Here is a 16,219-nt window from a genome sequence, read left to right on the forward strand (position 1 = left end):
TTCCCTTCTGGTGATGGCGTAGTCCCTTTCCTTTACTCGCTCGCCCCCTCCCGCCGAGCCCTGTTGCGCCACACCCGATACGCCCGAATCCCCGCCCGTACCGAGCCGAACAGCAACTTCTCTTCCATTTCCCGCGCCATCCCGGAACGCACCAGCATGCGCAGGAAGGTGCCGCGGGCGCGGGCGATGGCGAAGTGGATGCCCTGGGCGGCGAGGGTGTCGCGCACTTCGCGCAGGGCCGCCACGCCACTGACGTCGATGCTGGTCACGGCCTCCGCGTCGAACAGCACCACCTGTGGTTTCTCCACGCCCTGCACGGCTTCGAGCAGGCGCATCTTGAAGTAGTCGGCATTGAAGAACAGGATCGCATCGTCGAAGCGATACACCACCAGGCCCGGGACGGTGCGGGCGTCCTTGTGCTGGCGCACGTCCACCTGGCCCTCGATGCCCGGCACCCAGCCCAGCACGGCGTCGGTGGGCTGGTAGATGCTGTAGAGCAGGCGCAGGATGGCCAGGGTCACGGCGAACACGATGCCCGGCAACACGCCCAGGCCGAGTACGCCGACCGTGGTCAGCAGGCACAGCCAGAACTCGAAACGGCTTAGCTTGCGGATGGTCTTGAGCGACTTCACGTCGATCAGCCCCCAGCCGGCCATCAGCAGCACCGCGCCCAGCGCGGCCTGGGGAATCCAGGCCATGGGCGCGGTGAAGAACAGCAGGATCAGGGCGATCACCAGGGCGGCGATGATGCCCACCAACTGGCTCTTGCCGCCGACCATGTCGTTGACCGCGGTGCGCGAATCGGCGCCGCTGATGGCGAAGCCCTGGGATATGCCGGCGGCCAGGTTGCTCACGCCCAGGGCGAGGAACTCGTGGTTGGCGTTGATCGCGTAGCCGTGGCGGGCGGCAAAGCTGCGGGCAGTGAGCATGGCGCTGCAGAAACTGATGGTGGCGATACCCAGGGCGTCGCGCAGCAGGCTCTTGGTTTCCGCCAGGCTGCTCTGCGGCCAGGCCAGTTCCGGGATGCCCGCCGGCACCGGGCCTAGGATCGCTACCCCATAACGGTCAAGGCCGAACAGCCCGGCCAGGGCGGTGAACACCACCACGGTCACCAGTGCCGCCGGCAGTCGCGGGTAGCGTCGCGGCAGCCAGATCAGCAGGCCCAGCCCGGCAAGGCCGATGGCCAGGGTCAACCAGTGGATCTCGCCCATGCGCTGGAGGAAGTTGATCAGGCTGAGGATGAACCCATCGCCTTCGATCTTGAAACCCACCACCTTCGACAACTGCCCGGCGAGCAGGCTCAGGCCGATGCCGTTGAGGTAGCCGATGAGGATCGGCCGCGAGAAGAAGCTGGCGATGAAACCGGCCCGCGCCACCCCGGCGGCGATCAGCATCACGCCCACCAGCACGGTGACGATCACCGACAGTTCGGCGATGCGGTGCGCATCGCCCATGGCCAGCGGCGCCACGGCCCCGCCAATCATGGCGCAGGTGGCGGCGTCCGGGCCGACCATCAATTGCCGTGAACTGCCGATCAGGGCATAGACCATCATCGGCAGCACGCAGGCGTACAAGCCGTACTGCGGAGGCAGGCCGACGATCTGCGCATAGGCGATGGCAATGGGGATCTGGATCGCGGCCACCGACAGGCCGGCCTGCAGGTCAGCGTGGAACCATTCGCGGCGGTAGTGCAACAGGTTGGCCAGGCCTGGTAGCCAGCGGGAGAGAAACATGCGCAGTCCTTTGGAATTGTTTCAGCAAGCTTAGCGGTTATGCACCGCGAATCACTGGGCATTCAAGCCAATCGGCGCGGCAATGGCCATGGGCCAGATCAAGAAAGGGACGCTGGAAACGAAAAAGGAGGCGAGGCTCCTTTTGACAGCGACGACGTTGCTGGAACGTCGTGCGGGGAATGCGAGTTGGAGTGGGTAGAGGGAATTGAACATGAAATGGCATATTCATTAGCGTTTTTGAGGGAATTCTTGAAGTAAGTAGCGAAATTGTATGTTCCGTAGTATTTTTGCGTCTCATGGCTGATGGTATTGTTTTAGGGTGATGTTCCGCTAAAAGTAGCGTTTTTGGGCTTTCGGTAGAGGATTCATTCCATGCAGGTCGGTTTCAAGGCGCTAGCCATTCGGTACGGGGTTGATCCGGCACAACCTCTACGCGTCGACTCGACCATCGGCACGGTGCGGGCAAGCCGCGACACCGGTAGTCAGGTAGAAAACAAGTATCCGCCCAACTATCGGCCTGACGACGATTTTGCAGGCCACTTCGAATTCGGGCTCAAGTACGAGGCGATTCACCTTGAATTCTTCGCCCGCCTGTTTGCAGTCACAGGGCCCGAGCCAGTCGAAGCTTGGTGCCGACGTTCCCCTTATGGCCAGTACGCTCGGCGCACCGGTTTTCTATACGAGTGGCTGACGGGGCAGCATCTGGACGTGCCTGATGTGACCAATGGCGCCTATACCGATGCCGTGTCGCCGGCCCGCTACCTGACCCGAACGACGCCGCTTCGATCTCGCCGCTGGCGGGTCAACAACAATCTGCCAGGTACGCCTGAGTTTTGCCCACTGATCCGGCGAACCGACGCCGTGCAGCAAGCCTTGCAGTTTGACCTGACAGCCGCGTTGGAAGAGCTCGATCAGACCTTCGGCCCCGACATCCTGATGCGGACGGCGAGTTGGTTGACGTTGAAAGAGTCGCGCGCGAGCTTTCTGATTGAAAAAGAGGAAGGCCAAGCCGACCGCATCCAGCGCTTTGCACATGTCATCGCGCAACACTGCGGCCATATTGAAGACCCCTTGAGTGACCGAAGCCTGCATCTCTTGCAGGCAGGTATCCTGGGGCGCGATGCGTTTGGCCTCGGGTTGCGGCACTCTCCCGTTTTTGTAGGGCAATCCACGATGCGCGAGAACATCGTGCACTACGTCGCCCCACATTTTGACGATCTGGCCCCGATGCTTGCTGGCCTCAAGGAATTCGAGATGGCCACCCGGGGAGCCGAGTCGCTTGCCCGCGCCGCAGCATTGGCGTTCGGTTTCGTCTACATCCATCCGATGAGAGACGGGAATGGGCGAATCCACCGTTTCCTGATCAACGACACGCTGGTTCGGGACCAGGCGGTTCCAAATGGCGTGATATTGCCTGTTTCAGCAACCATTACCAGCTCGGCCGAGTTCCGTGCCAGCTATGATGCGACACTGGAGGTATTCTCTCGCCCCTTCATGCGCCGCTATGCGGCATCCTATCGCTTTGGCAGGCTTGTGACCTACGAAGACGGTACACCGAGCAACTTCGAGTTCGACGACTACGAAGATGCGCGCTTCGCCTGGCGTTATCCGGATCTGACCGCACATGTTCTCTATACGGCGCGCGTCGTCGAGCACACGATTCGAACAGGGATGGCGGACGAAGCCAGGATCCTTGTCATCTTCCAGCTCGCCCAGGAGCGGCTCAAAGACGTCGTGGAGATGCCAGACCAGGATGCAAATCGCATCATTCGCGCGGTCAAGGAGAATGGCTGGAGTGTTTCCGGCAAGCTCAGGAAGCACTATCCGCAGCTTGAGGATGAGCGCCTGGCAGCGCGAATCGTGGAGGCCGTTCGGTCGGCGTTTGAAGACCGAGATAGGCAAGACGATGATGAGTGACCTTGGCAATTTCAGCGTTGCGTTGAATTTCTAGCCCGCAACTGCGGACACGCGCTGTTTTGGCCCCAGCCTTCACACTTAACGCTGTGGCCGCAGGCCGGCGGGGTTATGTCCAGGTCGAGGGGGAGGCCAGATCAATGCTTTGGCGCAGAAACGAAAAAAGGAGCCGAGGCTCCTTTTGACAGCGACGACGTTATTGGAACGTCGTGCGGGGAATGCGAGTTGGAGCGGGTAGAGGGAATCGAACCCTCCTCAATAGCTTGGGAAGCTATAGTTTTACCAATAAACTATACCCGCTTCGAAGCACGACTTTTTACCAGAACCCTCCCCGAATGAGAAGCCCAAGGCTGTAAAAAAAGCCTGTCGGCGACCCGTAGCCTGCGGGTATCGAGGGCTACAGGGCGCCGATGCGCTCAGATGGCCAGTGCATGCTGCCCCGTTTCCTGTGAGTAGCGGTGGCGGGATTCGCGCAGAGCCGGCTTGAGGAAACCGAGCATCGCACTGCGGGTATCCTCGCAGGCGGTCTTGTGCTCCATGTCGAGGAAGTGGCCGGCGCCCTGGATCACGCTGAACTGGCTGCGCCCGACATGGCGGCTGAACTGGCGGGCATCCTCGACGGTGGTGTACTCGTCGCGGTCGCCGTTGATGAACAGCACCGGGATGTCGATGTTGCGCGCGGCCTTCAGCGCCCGTTCCAAGTCGTGGTCGAGCACCTGGTTGATATGGAAGTGCATCTGCGCGTATTCGTGGCTGTCCAGGCTGCTGACGTGGCGGTAGTTGAAGCGCTTGAACAGCGACGGCAGGTACTTGCCGATGGTGTCGTTGACCAGGTTGCCCACCTGGTAGCGGTCGCAGGCGGCCAGGTACTGGCAACCGCGGTCCAGGTAGTCGCGCATCGGTTCGTTGATCACCGGCGAGAACGAACTGACGATGGCCTTCTTCACCAGCCGCGGCTGGTGCGCCAGCGCCAGCAGGGTGCAGGCACCGCCCCAGGAGAACGACAGGACGTGGTCGGCACGGAAATGCTCGATCAGTTCGAGCAGGATGTGCGCCTCGGTCTCCTTGGTCAGCAGCCGTTCATGGCGGTTGTGCGGTTTGGACTTGCCGGCATACGGCTGGTCGTACAGCACCACGTTGAACTGCGGGTGCAGGCTGCGCACTGTCTGTGCAAAGGACGCCGTGGTCGCCAACGAGCCATTGATCAGGATGATCGTCTTTTCGGCGCCCTGCGCGCGATGGAACTCCGTGTAAACCCGGTACTGCCCTTGGATATCAAGTACAGCGATTTCTGGCCTCATGTCATCGACTCCTGGCGCAAAAAGGGTATTCGCGTCACCTGGTGGCGTGTGCGATCGGCAGGCGGGCTAGGCGCCGAATCGACCGGACAGGCCATTAGGGTGCACGTGCTTTATGACAGGTAGGCATTCGCCTGGAACGGAAACCGGTGGGCCCTTGTGTCGATCCTTGACGCGTGTAGTCGACGGTATTGTTGTGCGGGCGATTACCGTGCCCCAGGGCATCGAGACCCCGGGTGGCCGGTAAAGGGCGTCTTGGACTGCGATTGTGACCGTTGAGTCACATGCAGACCGACGAGTTAGCAGTCAAGCAGGGAGGGCGGGATCGCGCAAGTGCCGTTGGAGCAATCTTTCGTGGGAAACCGCCGAATGGTGGATCGGCCGCATACACGCCCTGTAGGAGCGGCCTTGTGCCGCGAAAGGGCTGCGAAGCGGCCCCACGACCTCCGCGTCGAGGTAGAAATTGCCGGGGCCGCTGCGCGGCCCTTTCGCGGCACAAGGCCGCTCCTACAGGGGCATGCAAATCCGCTCAGACCGAGGCGATTTCCTCGGCGGTCAGCGCCCTGAACGCTCCTAGACGCAATATCGGGTCCAGTGTGATCGAACCCATGCTTTCCCGATGCAGCCCCACCACCTTGTTCTGGAAGTGCCCGAACATCCGCTTCACCTGGTGATAACGCCCCTCGACGATGACCAGACGTGCGCTGCGCGGGCCGAGGATATCCAGCTGGGCGGGCAGGGTGGTGAGGTCTTCGAAGGCGAAGTAGAACCCTTCGCGGAACCTGTCGACGTAATGTGCACCGATTTCGTCCTCGGTGTGCACCAGGTAGGTCTTGGGCTGCTTGGTCCGTGGCTGGGTCAGGCGTCGCGACCACTGGCCATCGTTGGTCAGGATCATCAGCCCGGTGGTGTTGTAGTCCAGGCGCCCGGCGATGTGCAGGTCATCGCGCAGCTCTGCCGGCAACAGGTCGAGCACGGTACGGTGCTGCGGGTCCTGGGTGGCGCTGACGCAACCGGTGGGCTTGTGCAGCATCAGGTAGCGTGCCGGACGACCGGCCTGGAGCACCTGCTCATCGACCTCGACGCGGCTGAATTCACGCACCTCCAGCAACGGGTCGGCGGTCGGCTGGCCATCCACGCGCACGCGCCGCTGTGCCAGCAGCAGGCGTACTTGCTGGCGGTTGTAGCAGGGCAGGTTGCCGAGGAATCGGTCGAGGCGCATGGGGCGGGTCGCTTGCGGGAAATCGGCGCGCAGTCTAGCGGATCGTGTGCACTGGCGCTGCCTTGAGTTGCCCATCGACCTGCGCGCAGCGCGGGCACAGGCAAGCCTTGTCGCGCAGTTCGGTGGGCAAGGCCTCGATCACTGTTGGGTCGATGGCCACTTCGAAGCACCAGCAGCCTTGCGTGGCGTTGCGCGGGTCGGCCAGGCCGCACCGGTTGAGGGCGCCGCAGGCGGGGCAGTGTCGAGGATCAGGCATGGTCGGTTCCGGGCATTTCACTGCAGACACGGTTGCGTCCGCCTTGTTTGGCACGATAGAGCGCGTGGTCGGCGCGGGTCAGCAGGCTGTGCAGGCTGTCGTCGCGCTGCAGGGCGGACAGGCCGATGCTCACGGTCAGGCGTATTGGCTGGTCGGCATGGCTGAAGGTCAGTTGCTCGGTGCGCCGGCGGATCTTTTCCGCCACCTCGATGGCCTGGCGACCTTCGGCTTCGCGCAGCAGCACGATGAACTCCTCGCCGCCCCAGCGGCACAGTATATCGGACTGGCGCAGGCTGCCCTGCAGCACATTGGCGAACTGGCGCAGCACTTCGTCGCCGGCCAGGTGGCCGTGGGTGTCGTTGAGGGTCTTGAAGTGGTCGAGGTCGATCAGCAGGGCGACCAGCGGCGCGTTGTCGCGCTGGGCTTCGATAAGGGCCTGGCCGGCCAGCAGGTCGAAGCTGCGGCGATTGGGCAGGCCGGTGAGGCTGTCGAGGGTGGCCAGCGCTTCGGCGTTGTCCTGGTGCCGCTTGACCATGGCATTGAGCAGCGACAGGACCACCAGGGTGATCATGGCGCAGATCGCCAGGTTCAGGTACAGCGACTGGCGGATGCGGTCCAGGGCGCCGGTTTCGCGCTTGTCCACCAACAGGTACCAGTCCAGTTCCGGCAGCAGGCGCACATTGAGGAAGTGACTGTGGCCGTCGTTGTCGGTGTACTCGTGGCTGCCGCTGGCCGGTGTCGGCATGCGTGCCAGCAGGTCCTGCCACTGGCTGCTGTCGGCCAGTTGCTGGCCAGCCCGCAGGCCATGGGGGCCGCCGTCGGAGCCGGTCAGCAGGACCTTGCCCTGGGCATCGGTGAACAGCACCGAGCGCTGGTAGCGCCGTTGGTAGTCGTCGATCAGGCGGACCACCGACTCCACGCTCAAGCCCACGCCGGCGGCGCCGATGAAGCGCTGCTGGTAGTCGAGCACCCGGTGGTTGATGAACACGGTGAGCTTGTCCTGGTTGGCCATGTCCAGGTCGACGTTGATCTCGTAGGGTTTGCTCGACTGGCGCAGGCGAAAATACCAGGCGTCGCGCCAGGCGTCGGCCCGCACCTGCTTGAGCACGCCCTTGGCCTGGTAGTAGGTGAGGCTGCGGTCGGAGACGAAGAAGCTGGTGCAGGTGGCCTGGCTGCCCATCACGGCGCCCAGGTAGCGGGTGATGCGCCCGGTGTCCTGCTCGCCGGCCAGCACCCAGTCGCGCAGGAAGGTGTCCTGGGCCATCATCGAGGCGATCAGCACCGGGCGGATCAGGTCCTTCTGGATCTCCGAGTAGACGTTGTCGGAGGTCAGCGGCAGCTCGGTGTTGACGATGCCGTCGCGGATCGCCCCGCGCGAGGCGTAGTAGCCGAGCAGCGAAGTGGCCAGGAAGCCACCGGCCAGCAACAGCAGCAGGGCGAAGATCAGCGAGCGTTGCGAGAACAGGGTGGAAGGCGAGGGCATGATCGTCCCGTGAGGTGTGCCGGTGGCCACATTCTAGAGAGATGACCGAAAAATGACTGCATGTTTTTCGGCGTTACAGGACCTGTTTCAATTTGTTGCGAAAATGGCACTGAACCCGGTTGCCACGGTCTTATCCTGTGTCGACCAACAGCTTGTCGTCGACGCCCGCCAGCGTCGCTGTGCCGGGCATCCCTGCGGTCCAGGAGGCCGCCATGTACCCACGAATTTTGCTCGTCGTCCTGCTCGGACTGCTGACCTCCGCCTGCGCCCCCTATTACGAGAGCGGCGGCTATTACCGCAGCGACTACTACACCAGCGATCGCTACGTTTACCCAGGCTACTACCGCCAGGACCGCTACTACGTGGTGCCGCAGACCCGTTACTACTATCAGCCCGCGCCGCGTTACTACAGGCCGGCGCCGGTGCCGCAATACCGCCCTTATCCGGCGCCCGGCATGCAGCCGCGCTGGCAGGGGAATCCGCGTTACGACTACGGCAACCGCCAGCGCTACGACTACGGGCGGGATCGCGACCGCCACGACTACCGCAATGACGACCGCCGGGGCGATCGCTGGCACTCCAACGGGCAGGGCAACCGTGACCGTCGACCCGATGGGGGCCGGGGTGGCGAGCGGGGCTGGTCGCGGTGACAGGGCACTGACGTCATCCCAGTTCCGCCAACGGATGGCGCCCCTCCCAGGCCTTGCTGAAATGCGCCTCCACCACCGCCGCCGGCACCTGTGCCACATCCGGCCAGTGCCAGCGCGGGGTGTTGTCCTTGTCCAGCAACCTGGCCCGCACCCCTTCACTGAACTCCGGGTGACGGCAGCAGTTCAGGCTCAGGGTGTATTCCATCTGGAACACCTGGGCCAGTGACAGGTGCCGCGCTCGACGGATCTGTTCCCACACCAGGTGCGCCGTCAGCGGGCAGCCCTCGTGCAGACGCTGGCCCGCCGCCGCCAGCAAGGGATCGGTATGGGTGGCCAGGCCGGCCAGGGCCCGCCAGGCCGCCACCGGGTCGGCCACATCGAGCACTTCGTCGATCACGGCGCGGCGTGCCAGCCACTGGCCTTGCGGCAGTTCGGCGCAGGCGCGGTGCTGCTCGGCCTTGAGCAGGCTGTTGAGCTGCAGGGCGGTCTGCTCCTGCCAGTTCAATTGCAGCAGTTCCTCGATCAGCGCCTCCTGCTGATGCTCGCCCAGGAAACGATCGGCCAGGTCCAGGTCCAGCGCGTCGCGGGCGTTGAGCGGGGCCCCGGTCAGCCCCAGGAACAGGCCGAGCTTGCCCGGCAGGCGGGCGAGGAACCAGCTGGCGCCGACATCCGGGTACAGGCCGATGCTGATTTCCGGCATGGCCAGGCGGCTGCTGGGGGTGACGATACGTACCGCGGCGCCCTGCAGCAGGCCCATGCCGCCGCCCAGCACATGGCCATGGCCCCAGCACAACAAGGGTTTGGGGTAGGTGTGCAGGCGATGGTCGAGGCGATATTCGCTGGCGAAGAAGGTAGCGGCCAGCGGCGGTACGCTACCGGGGTGTTCGCGGCAGGCCTCGACCAGGGCGCGGACATCGCCACCGGCACAGAAGGCCTTCGGCCCGTTGCCGCGCAGCAGCACGCAGACGATCCCGGGATCGCTGGCCCAGGCGCGCAGCCGTTCGTCGAGCACTTCGATCATCGGCAGCGTCAGGGCGTTGAGCGCCTTGGGCGCATCCAGGGTGGCGATGCCGATACGGGCGCCGTCGGCGCCGGTCAGTACCTCGCATTGAATGGACATGGACTACCTCGCGCAGGTCATCCCCTCAGTATGGCCTGCCGCGGCGAAGCTGCCGGTCGTCGGTCGGATCGATTGACAAGCCGGCCCGGCTTTCCTAGTGTCGCGGCACTTTGCTTTTGGATGCCCCCATGACCGACGACGATCGCATCAAACTCGAACCCAGCTGGAAGGCCGCGCTGCGCGCCGAGTTCGACCAGCCCTACATGCATCAGCTGCGCGAGTTCCTGCGTACCGAGTACGCCGCCGGCAAGGAGATCTACCCGCCCGGGCCGCTGATCTTCAACGCCCTGAATTCCACGCCGCTGGAGCAGGTCAAGGTGGTCATCCTCGGCCAGGACCCGTATCACGGCCCCGGCCAGGCCCATGGCCTGTGTTTCTCGGTGCAGCCGGGCATCCCCACGCCGCCGTCGCTGGTCAATATCTACAAGGAGCTGCAGCGCGATCTGAACCTGCCGATTCCCGCGCATGGTTACCTGCAGAGCTGGGCCGAGCAGGGCGTGCTGCTGCTCAACACCACCATGACCGTGGAGCGCGCCAATGCCGCGTCCCACGCGAAGAAAGGCTGGGAGTTCTTTACCGACCGGATCATCCAGGTGGTCAGCGAGCAGTGCCCGAACGTGGTGTTCCTGCTGTGGGGTGCCCATGCCCAGAGCAAGCAGAAGCTGATCGATGCCAGCAAGCACCTGGTGCTCAAGTCGGTGCATCCATCGCCATTGTCGGCTTACCGTGGGTTCTTTGGCTGCGGGCATTTCAGCCGTACCAACAGCTTCCTGGAACAACGCGGGATGGCGCCGATCGATTGGGCGTTGCCGCCGCTGTGATTGGCTGAGGGCCTCTTCGCGGGTAAACCCGCTCCCACAGAAAATGTGCTGCCTTTCAGGGTCTGCGCAGTACCTGTGGGAGCGGGTTTACCCGCGAAGAAGCCAGCACATCTCTACTGGCTGGCATTCCAGCGCCGGAACAACGGCTCGGCCAGGAACAGCACGAACAACAGCCGCATCACCTGCAGCGCCGTCACCAGCGGCACGGACAGTTGCAGGGTCTCCGCCGTCAGGCTCATCTCGGCGATGCCCCCAGGCATCATCCCCAGCGTCAGCGAGCGCAGGTCCAGGTGCGTCAGCAGGCTCAACGCCCAGGCCGCGCCCGCCGCGATCAGCATGCACAGCGCCGTGGCCAGCAAGGTCCGGCCAAGGAACGACGGCGCCCGGCGGAAGAACGCGCGATTGAAATGACAGGCCAGGCCGCTGCCGATCAGCCACTGGCCGATCTGGCTGGCGCCGTTGGGCAGGCCAATCTGCAGGTTGCCCGCCAGGCTCACACTGGCTGCCACCAGCAACGGCCCGAACAACCAGGGGTTGGGTTGGCGCAGGCGCTGCCAGAGCAGCGCCACCAGCACCCCCAGCGGCGCGATCAGCGCCAGCCAGCCCCAGCTCACGCTGCCGGCATGGTTCAGCGGCACGCCATCGCCGAGCAAGAACTTGAACAGCGCCGGCACGCACAGCACCACCGCCAGCACCCGCAGGCTCTGCGCCGCGGCCACCTGGCTGAGCACCGCGCCGTTGCGCGCGCCGAGGTTGACCATCTCGCCCGAACCGCCCGGCATGCTGGCGAAGAATGCCGTGGCGCGGTCTTCACCGGTACGCCGCAGCAGCCACACGCTGATCACGCTGGAGAGGGTGGTGAACAACGCACCGAAGAAGATCAGCGCGAAGTGGCTGGCCACCTGCTCGATCACCGCCGGGGTGAAGTGCAGGCCGATGCCGATGCCGATGATCCATTGCCCGCATTTGCGGCCATTGGGGATTTCGCTGAGCTGCCAGGGGCTCAGGCAACGCACCAGGATGATCGCCAGCAACGAGCCGACCATCCACGGCAAGGGCCAGCCGACCTTGCTGGCGAGAAATCCGCCGGCAAGACCGACCAGCCCGGTGGCCCAGAACAGTGGCAACGACCGGTCAGGCATCGGCCATGGCCCGGCGCTGCAGGGCACGTTTGCGCCAGATGCGCAGCAGCGGCAGGCTCAGCATGCACACCACCAGCACCCATACGCCCATGCTGATCGGGCTCGACCAGAGGATGCCCAGTTCACCGTTGGAGATCGACAGCGCACGGCGCAGGTTCTGCTCCATCAGCCCGCCGAGGATGAAGCCCAGCAGGATCGGCGACAGCGGGAAATCCAGCTTGCGCAGGATATAGCCCATGATGCCGATGCCGACCATCAGGAACAGGTCGAAGGTGGTGGCATGCACCGCGTATACGCCGATCGCGGTGATGATCGCGATCACCGGCACCAGCGCCCAGTTCGGCACGGCGAGAATGCGGGTGAACACACGGATCATCGGCACGTTGAGGATGATCAGCATCAGGTTGGCGATGAACAGCGAGGCGATCAGGCCCCAGACGATGTCCGGCTGCTGTTCGAACAGCAGCGGGCCGGGGGTGATGTTGTACAGGGTCAGCGCGCCGATCATCACCGCAGTGGTGCCGGAGCCTGGCACACCTAGGGTCAGCATCGGCACCAGGGCGCCGCAGCAAGAGGCGCCGATGGCGGTTTCCGGCGCGGCCAGGCCACGGGCGTCGCCCTTGCCGAACTTGCCTTTGTCGCCGGCGATGCGTTTTTCGGTCATGTAGGCCACGGCACTGGCCAGGGTCGCGCCGGCACCCGGCAACACGCCCATGAAGAAGCCCAGCAGGCCGCAACGGATGTTGACGAAGAACACCGAGGCCGCTTCCTTGAAGTTGAACAGCATGCGCCCGGTGGCCTTGACCGCCACGTGACCGTGGTGGGTCTTTTCCAGCAGCAGGAGGATCTCGCTGATGGAGAACAGGCCCAGCACCAGCACCACGAACTGGATGCCGTCGGCCAGGTGCACGCTGTCGCCGGTGAAGCGGTACACGCCGCTGTTGGCGTCGATGCCCACCGCCGAGAGGAACAGGCCGATCAGCGCGGCAATGAAGGTCTTCAGTGGCTTGTCGCCGGCCATGCCGCCGAGGGCGACGATGGCGAACACCATCAGCACGAAGTACTCCGCCGGTCCGAAGGCGATCGCCCATTTCGCCAGCAGCGGGGCGAACAGCACCATGCCGCAGGTGGCGATGAAGGCGCCGATGAACGAACTCCAGGCCGACAGCGACAGCGCCACGCCGGCCAGGCCCTGGCGGGCCATGGGGTAACCGTCCAGGGTGGTCATCACGGTGGAGGCCTCCCCGGGGATGTTCAGCAGGATCGAACTGATCCGCCCGCCGTATTCACAGCCCAGGTACACCGCGGCCAGCAGGATCAGCGCCGACTCCGGCGGCAGGCCGAGGGCGAAGGCGATGGGGATCAGCAGGGCCACGCCGTTGATCGGGCCCAGGCCCGGCAGCAGGCCGACCACGGTGCCGATCAGGGTGCCGGTCAGGGCGGTGACCAGGTTGTACGGGCTCAGGGCGACGCCGAAGCCCTGGCCCAGGTAGCTCAAGGTATCCATGTGTCAGTTCTCCAGTACGTCGAGCAGGCCGAGGGGCAGGGGCACGTCCATCACGCGGTCGAACAGCCAGTAGAGGAACAGGCTCATGCCCACCACCACCAGGGCACTGTGCAGCCAGCGGCCACCGTACAGGCGGGCCATGGGCACGCCGACCAGGATGGCGCTGAGGATGAAGCCCAGGGTTTCGAAGGTGCTGGCGAAGACGAGCAGCAGGCCGACGCAGGCGGCGATCTTGATCAGGGTCTCGCGGTCCAGTTCCGGTTCGTCGTCCTTGCGCACGATGGGTGTGGGGCGGATCGCCAGGTACAGCAGGCCCAGGCCCATCAGGCCGAGCATCAGCAGCGGGTAGGCGCGCGGGCCTACCGGTTCATAGGAGAAGGCCGCCTGGTAGGGCCAGGCCATCACGGCCAGCACGGCGCACAGCGCCAGCAGGGCCAGGGCGAAGAGGCGTTGCAGGATCATGGAAGAATCCTCGGTAATAGCTATGGACCCAGCACCGGCCCTGTGGGAGCGGGTTTACCCGCGAATGCGTCATGACAGGCAGTACTGTTGAACCTGCTGACGCCTTCGCGGGTAAACCCGCTCCCACAGGGGGTGGTGTGGAATCGCCAGGGTGGCTTACTGGATCAGCCCGAACTCACGGGCCAGCGCCTTGTAGTCCGCCACCTGCTTCTTCACATAGCGGTCCAGCTCCTCGCCGGTCATGGCGAACGGGAACAGCTCGCGCTGGTCACGCAGCTTGGCGAAGTCCTCGGAGGCCAGCAGCTTGTCGAACGAAGCCTTCCACCAGGCATAGTCCTCGTCGCTGACCTTCGGCCCCAGGTAGAAGCCGCGCACCACCGGCCAGACGATGTCGTAGCCTTGCTCCTTGGCGGTGGGGATGTCCTTCATCTCAGGCTCGTCCAGGCGCTTGTCGGAGAACACCGCGAGGATGCGCATGTTGCCGCTCTGGATATGCGGCATGGAGTCGGAGATGTCGGTGGAGCCGACCTGGATGTGCCCGCCCAGCAGCGCGGTGGCGATTTCGCCGCCGCCTTCCAGGGCCACGTAGCGCAGGTCGCGCGGGTTGATCCCGGCGGCCTTGGCGATCAGCGCGGTCTGCATCCAGTCCTGGCTGCCGACGGTGCCGCCGGAGCCGATCACCACCTTGCTCGGGTCCTTCTTCAGGGCCGCGACCAGGTCGTCGAGGGTCTTGTAGGGCGAGTCGCTCTTCACCGCGATGGCGCCATAGCTGGTGCCGACGGCCGCCAGCCACTTCACCGCGTTCTCGTCGAAACGGCCGAACTTGCCCTGGGCCAGGTTCAGCAGCGAGCCGCTGGACCAGGCCACCAACGTGCCGGCGTCAGCCGGGCGCTGGGCGACCACCGCGTTGTAGGCCACCGCGCCGACACCGCCGGGCATGTAGGTCACGCGCATGGGCTTGCTGAGGATCTTCTCGTTGACCAGGGCGCTTTGCACCAGCTTGCAGGTCAGGTCGAAACCACCGCCGGGCGAGGCCGGGGCGATGCATTCGGGGCGTTTCGGTTCGGCGGCCAGGGCGTTGCCGGCCAGCAGCAGGCAACCGGTGGCCAGGACGAGGCGGCGCAGTGAAAAGGTCATCGTCTATCTCCGTGAGCGTTGTTGTTATGGGTTACCACAGAGCCACGCTGTAGCTCACCAGCAGCCGCACCTCGTCCGCGTCGCGGGTGAAGTTGGAGCGGAAGGTGGCGTTGCGCAGGCGCACGGCGACGTTCTTCAACGGGCCGCTTTGTACCACGTACTTCAGTTCGGTGTTGCGTTCCCACTCCTTGCCCTCGCCACCGGCGGCGCGGCTGACGTTGTCGCCGCTGATGTAGCGGGTCATGAAGGTCAGGCCGGGGATGCCCATGGCTGCGAAGTTGTAGTCGTAGCGCGCCTGCCAGGAGCGTTCGTCGGCGCCTGCGAAGTCGTTGATCTGGACGAAGTTGACCAGGTACGGGTCGGCGCCATCGACGTAGGGGAAGGCGCTGTCACCGGACAACTGCTGCCAGGCGCCGCTGACCTTGTGCCCGCCCAGGGTGTAGCTGAGCATGCCGTTGACGGTGGTGTTGTCGATCTTGCCGGCCTTGGCCGCGCCGGCGTCGTCGCTGATCGCCAGGCGCAGGTCGGCGCCAAAGGTGCCCGGGCCCCAGGGCTGGGTGGCGAGCAGGCCGATGAAATGCTGGCGGTAGATGTCGTCGAGCTGGGCGAAGTGGTAGCTGCCGGTGATGCGGTCGGTGAACTGGTAGTCCAGGCCGCCCATGTCGAAGTTGTCGGCACTGAAGGTGCCACCGAAGCGGCCATTCTTGTTGTTCAGGGCCAGGTCTTCCCAGTTGCTGTCGTCGCGGTCCTTGGCCTTTTCCAGGCGCCCGCCGGTGAAGGTCAGGCCCTTGATCTCCTTCGAGGTGACCAGGCCGCCTTCGAAGGTCTGCGGCAGGATGCGCCCGTCGTTGGGCTGCAGGGTGGGCAGTTCGGGGATCAGCGTGCCGATCTTCAGCTCGGTCTGCGAGACCTTGACCTTGCCGGTGAGGCCCAGCTTGGAGTACTCGTCGGCCGCCTTGCCGTTGTCGTGGGTGGGCAGCAGGCCGGTGCCTGTGCGGTCCTTGCTGGAGTCGAGCTTGACCCCGACCATGCCCAGCGCGTCCAGGCCGAAGCCCACGGTGCCGTCGGTGTAGCCGGACTCGAAATTGAGCATGAACCCCTGGGCCCATTCGTCGCGTTTGGATTGCTGCGCGCTGGTGCCGTCGCGGAAGTCGCGGTTGAAGTACATGTTGCGGGTTTCGAAGGTGGCCGTGCTGTCTTCGAAGAAGGCGGCCTGGCTCATGGGCGCGACACCGGCAAGGGCGACGGCGCTGGCGAGGGCGGAAGGTCGGGCGGCGAATGAACGGATAGGCGCAAACGCCTGCGGCTGCATGGACAGCATCGTCGGTGACTCCATTTATTGTTCTTATGTGTTGCACCTTGCTGGTGCTTTTTGCGGCGCGCGGGGCGACCGTGGTGCGATGCTAGGCAACCAACCTTTCGCTAACCTTTCAGCGTGAAAGGTTTCCGGCGAGGGCTTCACAGCACCCGCCAC

Annotated in this window: 14 protein-coding genes and 1 tRNA gene; 3 read left to right on the forward strand and 12 right to left on the reverse strand. The window is 64.6% G+C overall.

Annotated elements, in window-relative coordinates:
* Positions 1-32 precede the first annotated feature (32 nt).
* Positions 33-1,733, reverse strand: a complete 1,701-nt coding sequence (locus AC0MAZ_RS09235; protein WP_475860899.1) for a SulP family inorganic anion transporter — start codon at positions 1,731-1,733, stop codon at positions 33-35.
* Between the two features lie 372 nt (positions 1,734-2,105).
* Here AC0MAZ_RS09235 and AC0MAZ_RS09240 point away from each other — a divergent pair, with 372 nt between their 5' ends.
* A complete protein-coding gene (locus AC0MAZ_RS09240) occupies positions 2,106-3,650 on the forward strand; it encodes a Fic family protein (protein ID WP_475860900.1) in 1,545 nt (514 codons plus the stop codon).
* A gap of 223 nt (positions 3,651-3,873) precedes the next feature.
* Here AC0MAZ_RS09240 and AC0MAZ_RS09245 read toward each other — a convergent pair.
* The 5 genes from AC0MAZ_RS09245 to AC0MAZ_RS09265 all read right to left on the reverse strand — a co-directional run bounded on the left by AC0MAZ_RS09245 (position 3,874) and on the right by AC0MAZ_RS09265 (position 7,906).
* A tRNA-Gly gene (locus tag AC0MAZ_RS09245) sits at positions 3,874-3,947 on the reverse strand.
* A gap of 116 nt (positions 3,948-4,063) precedes the next feature.
* On the reverse strand, positions 4,064-4,948 hold the full coding sequence (locus AC0MAZ_RS09250; protein ID WP_203647821.1) for an alpha/beta fold hydrolase: 885 nt from the start codon (positions 4,946-4,948) through the stop codon (positions 4,064-4,066).
* Between the two features lie 526 nt (positions 4,949-5,474).
* The gene (locus AC0MAZ_RS09255; RefSeq protein WP_475860901.1) at positions 5,475-6,167 is read right to left on the reverse strand and encodes a pseudouridine synthase; all 693 of its coding nucleotides are present in this window, start codon (positions 6,165-6,167) and stop codon (positions 5,475-5,477) included.
* A gap of 34 nt (positions 6,168-6,201) precedes the next feature.
* Positions 6,202-6,423: a cysteine-rich CWC family protein gene (locus AC0MAZ_RS09260; RefSeq protein ID WP_203647819.1), complete on the reverse strand. Its 222-nt coding sequence runs from the start codon at positions 6,421-6,423 to the stop codon at positions 6,202-6,204.
* Positions 6,416-7,906 carry a sensor domain-containing diguanylate cyclase gene (locus AC0MAZ_RS09265; protein ID WP_475860902.1) on the reverse strand — a complete coding sequence of 497 codons (1,491 nt, stop codon included), beginning with the start codon at positions 7,904-7,906 and terminating at the stop codon, positions 6,416-6,418. The genes AC0MAZ_RS09260 and AC0MAZ_RS09265 overlap by 8 nt, the downstream gene beginning before the upstream one ends.
* 212 nt (positions 7,907-8,118) lie before the next feature.
* On the opposite strand from AC0MAZ_RS09265, the gene AC0MAZ_RS09270 reads away from it, so the two are divergent.
* Positions 8,119-8,556, forward strand: a complete 438-nt coding sequence (locus AC0MAZ_RS09270) for a hypothetical protein (RefSeq protein WP_232855765.1) — start codon at positions 8,119-8,121, stop codon at positions 8,554-8,556.
* A gap of 13 nt (positions 8,557-8,569) precedes the next feature.
* Here AC0MAZ_RS09270 and AC0MAZ_RS09275 read toward each other — a convergent pair whose 3' ends face one another.
* A complete protein-coding gene (locus tag AC0MAZ_RS09275) occupies positions 8,570-9,676 on the reverse strand; it encodes an enoyl-CoA hydratase/isomerase family protein (RefSeq protein WP_475860903.1) in 1,107 nt (368 codons plus the stop codon).
* Positions 9,677-9,804: 128 nt separating this feature from the next.
* Between AC0MAZ_RS09275 and ung the strand changes: the two genes are divergently transcribed.
* Positions 9,805-10,497 carry a uracil-DNA glycosylase gene (gene ung / locus AC0MAZ_RS09280; protein WP_110737486.1) on the forward strand — a complete coding sequence of 231 codons (693 nt, stop codon included), beginning with the start codon at positions 9,805-9,807 and terminating at the stop codon, positions 10,495-10,497.
* A gap of 113 nt (positions 10,498-10,610) precedes the next feature.
* Here the strand turns inward: ung and AC0MAZ_RS09285 are convergent, their stop codons facing one another.
* The 5 genes from AC0MAZ_RS09285 to AC0MAZ_RS09305 form a co-directional block, all read right to left on the reverse strand.
* Positions 10,611-11,639 carry an AbrB family transcriptional regulator gene (locus AC0MAZ_RS09285; protein ID WP_234560664.1) on the reverse strand — a complete coding sequence of 343 codons (1,029 nt, stop codon included), beginning with the start codon at positions 11,637-11,639 and terminating at the stop codon, positions 10,611-10,613.
* Positions 11,632-13,146: a tripartite tricarboxylate transporter permease gene (locus AC0MAZ_RS09290; protein WP_186713086.1), complete on the reverse strand. Its 1,515-nt coding sequence runs from the start codon at positions 13,144-13,146 to the stop codon at positions 11,632-11,634. Before AC0MAZ_RS09290 ends, AC0MAZ_RS09285 begins: the two co-directional genes overlap by 8 nt.
* 3 nt (positions 13,147-13,149) lie before the next feature.
* A complete protein-coding gene (locus tag AC0MAZ_RS09295) occupies positions 13,150-13,608 on the reverse strand; it encodes a tripartite tricarboxylate transporter TctB family protein (RefSeq protein WP_203647814.1) in 459 nt (152 codons plus the stop codon).
* Positions 13,609-13,764: 156 nt separating this feature from the next.
* On the reverse strand, positions 13,765-14,745 hold the full coding sequence (locus tag AC0MAZ_RS09300; RefSeq protein ID WP_475860904.1) for a Bug family tripartite tricarboxylate transporter substrate binding protein: 981 nt from the start codon (positions 14,743-14,745) through the stop codon (positions 13,765-13,767).
* 31 nt (positions 14,746-14,776) lie between these two features.
* Complete coding sequence (locus tag AC0MAZ_RS09305; protein WP_475860905.1) at positions 14,777-16,066, reverse strand: OprD family porin; 1,290 nt, start codon at positions 16,064-16,066, stop codon at positions 14,777-14,779.
* Positions 16,067-16,219 lie beyond the last annotated feature (153 nt).

This window comes from Pseudomonas sp. A (assembly GCF_056270345.1).